Origin of the sequence: Acinetobacter sp. YH01019, from assembly GCF_013420285.1 — a bacterium.
GTDB lineage: Bacteria > Pseudomonadota > Gammaproteobacteria > Pseudomonadales > Moraxellaceae > Acinetobacter > Acinetobacter gandensis.
This window is the reverse complement of sequence record NZ_VOYM01000153.1, coordinates 1-2,701: the sequence shown is the minus strand read 5'-3', so window position 1 is coordinate 2,701 and position 2,701 is coordinate 1. Positions and strand designations below refer to the sequence as shown.

The window sequence follows — 2,701 nt, the reverse complement described above, 5'->3', positions numbered from 1 at the left end:
TTTAGAAAGAGTTGTAATTTCTCCAAAAAGATTGAAAACCATTTTAAAGCCTTCGACTTAACCTTTTTTTACATCAATAATGGTTTCATTTAATGTCAGCATACTTTTTGAAACACCACCAAATTTTAATACGACTTCAAAATCATATAGACATTAAAAAGCCCCATGGTTAGGGGCTAGTCGTATCACTCGCGTGATACTCATATAAGGCTCATCTCATACTGCGTATATTAAAACACATTGACAAAAAAATTTCAGCTTTTACTCAATCATCATCAAGTCAGCACTACTCGCCGATTTTAATTGGCGTAAAGCAAAAATAGAACGTGTATGGCGAATGCCTTTCATTGAATATAATGTTTTACGCAAAAAACGTTCATAATGTTCTGCATTTTTAACGGCAACTTTCACTAAATAATCATAATCGCCTGTCACCAAATGCGCTTCTACAACTTCAGGCATGTTGGCGAGCGTTTCACTAAATTGATCAAGTATTTCATCATCATGGCGTTCTAAAGTAATTTCAATGAAAAACAGCTCGTTAATACCAATGGCTTTGGGATTGATATTTGCAGTGTAGCCATCAATGATTTTCAAATTTTCTAGGCGTTTTAAACGTGTCCAACAAGGGGAGGATGATAATCCTACACGTTCTGAAAGTTGTGCAATTGTGAGTCTTCCATCTACTCTGAGTGCAGATAAAATTAGACGATCAATTCTGTCCAAGTTGTGACGAGTTTCATTCATGCCAAAAAAGAATAAAAATGAGAAAAATAAGTTATAACACTTTTTAAGCTTGAGGATTGTTGAATATAAAGACAGTTAACATTTATCTAAAAATTAAAAAGTAGAGATGAAGAGAAGATGTTAGGTGAGCGTATATGAGAAAAAGAGCCACCCAGCTGGATTACGAACTGAGTGACTTAAAACTTAAATGTGTAATTCTTTTTCAATAATCGGCCATAAATTTTTATGTGATGATTTAAACATCAGCATATGTCCAATCGCTTTATGACCTGTTGCTTTTGGATTTAGTTCAATCATATCTGTTGGTGCATTGGGGTATAAACGTAGTAGATCTTTTACATTGGCTTTAGTCGCAATTTCATCATCAGTACTCCAAACCGCAGTAATTGGGCAATTTACTTGCGCATGAAAATCCTGTTGCACAGTTTTGCCGAGTGCATTGAGGACATAACCCGGTTTACTACAAAATTGAGCCCATTCACGTGCTACGTCTTTAGGCAGGTTTTCACCCATGCCAATAGCATTGGTTGGGCCATAACCTAAGGTATAGCGTGCAATTGGAAAAATTATATTGAACATCACTGGCGCAAGTAATTTGGTGCGACCCTTTAAGTCTTTTACATGACCGGTTGAACCTGAAACGGCTACGACTTTTGCGACCTTATTATAATTTGGAACAATCCCTAAAAGCTGACCGCCAGCACTATGACCCAATATAATCACTTGTGCTGCTTGTGTTTTATTGATGAGCGTATCAATTGCTGCTGGAATATCAAGTTGACCCCATTGCACAATGCTAGCTGTAGATTGCTTCAATGGACCATGTAGTGATTCGCCAATGCCACGAAAGTCAAAAACCAAAACATCATGACCTTGTTCAGTCAACCAAGTTGCATAACTATTGTAAAAGGTCTTGGTAATGCCTGTTGCTGGGCAAATCAAAATAGGTAGAGCATGTTTAGAAGTAGTTTGATGCGGATAGAAACGAGCACTTAGCTCATAACCATCGTTGCAATGTATGGAAAGATTTTCGAAAGAAGACATAATTTCTATCTATAGAAGGTGGTCAATTAAATTATAATTTACATAAGTTCCAAAAAGAAACTTGATTAAAATATGACTCTAAAGTCATGTCAGATCTGAAAATATCAATGACAATGGCTAGTAATGGGAAATTAAATTTAAAAAATAAAGAGTGATATATGGACCTAACTCAAATGACATGGGCTGTCAAAATTGCAATTATTTTTAGTGGGATATTTTTATGGGTAGGAATGCTAACGGGTGTATGGAAATACATTCAGATTCGTAATTCTGAACAATCGAGAGCACACTATTATGTTGATATTGCACATCGAAGCAGCTTGCTTTACGCACCTGCGAGTTTGATTCTTGCAGTTTTAGCATATTTTTCACTATTTTCAGCTGCACTCAATTTACTATTTGTGCTGATTAATGTCGCATTTTTTAGCTTCTCAATATTGAGCTACATATTGCATGGATTTCTAAAAGATACGACTAATCAATTTAAGACTCCGCATATGGTGGGTAAGTGGCATTTACCGAATATATTAATGAGCTTTGCCATGATCTTACTGATTGTTGCGGAGTTAGGTGGAACATTTGGATTGCTGTTGGGTACGGCGTTGAATTTTATCCGTTAATTAATCAATTGATTGTGTATTTCGCCTAATATTATTGTTTTATAAAATTTTATAAATGGATTTGTGCGTTGAAGCTTAAGAAGTATTGAAAACGAAGAGGGGATTTTGATTGAGATCTGATGTGAAGTTTAATGTTTTTTATTTATCATTTTTTTAGTTTTTAACGGCTTTGTTGCACAAAGATTTGAAATGCAAAGCGCCCCTAATTGAGCCAAATTTAAGGCGTAACTTGGGTAAGTGGTCGACCTAATTCCGTAAATCTGTTAAGAACTGCTACACGTGCATGGATC

The 2,701-nt window shown here is 35.6% G+C and carries 3 protein-coding genes and 1 pseudogene; 2 read left to right on the top strand and 2 right to left on the bottom strand.

Annotated features, from left to right (window positions below; genetic code table 11):
- Positions 1-93, top strand: a pseudogene (locus tag FTT84_RS17450) (IS1 family transposase); the annotation flags it as partial.
- Positions 94-261: 168 nt separating this feature from the next.
- Here the strand turns inward: FTT84_RS17450 and FTT84_RS17445 are convergent.
- Positions 262-747, bottom strand: a complete 486-nt coding sequence (locus tag FTT84_RS17445; protein ID WP_067767188.1) for an Lrp/AsnC family transcriptional regulator — start codon at positions 745-747, stop codon at positions 262-264.
- Between the two features lie 183 nt (positions 748-930).
- Positions 931-1,791 carry an alpha/beta fold hydrolase gene (locus FTT84_RS17440; protein ID WP_180081984.1) on the bottom strand — a complete coding sequence of 287 codons (861 nt, stop codon included), beginning with the start codon at positions 1,789-1,791 and terminating at the stop codon, positions 931-933.
- 158 nt (positions 1,792-1,949) lie between these two features.
- Here FTT84_RS17440 and FTT84_RS17435 point away from each other — a divergent pair, with 158 nt between their 5' ends.
- Positions 1,950-2,411: a hypothetical protein gene (locus FTT84_RS17435; protein ID WP_180081986.1), complete on the top strand. Its 462-nt coding sequence runs from the start codon at positions 1,950-1,952 to the stop codon at positions 2,409-2,411.
- Positions 2,412-2,701 lie beyond the last annotated feature (290 nt).

Bases quoted from the DNA above. Each gene is read 5' to 3' on its own strand.
- FTT84_RS17445 (WP_067767188.1), bottom strand. From the start codon at position 747: ATGAATGAAACTCGTCACAACTTGGACAGAATTGATCGTCTAATTTTA.
- FTT84_RS17440 (WP_180081984.1), bottom strand. From the start codon at position 1,791: ATGTCTTCTTTCGAAAATCTTTCCATACATTGCAACGATGGTTATGAG.
- FTT84_RS17435 (WP_180081986.1), top strand. From the start codon at position 1,950: ATGGACCTAACTCAAATGACATGGGCTGTCAAAATTGCAATTATTTTT.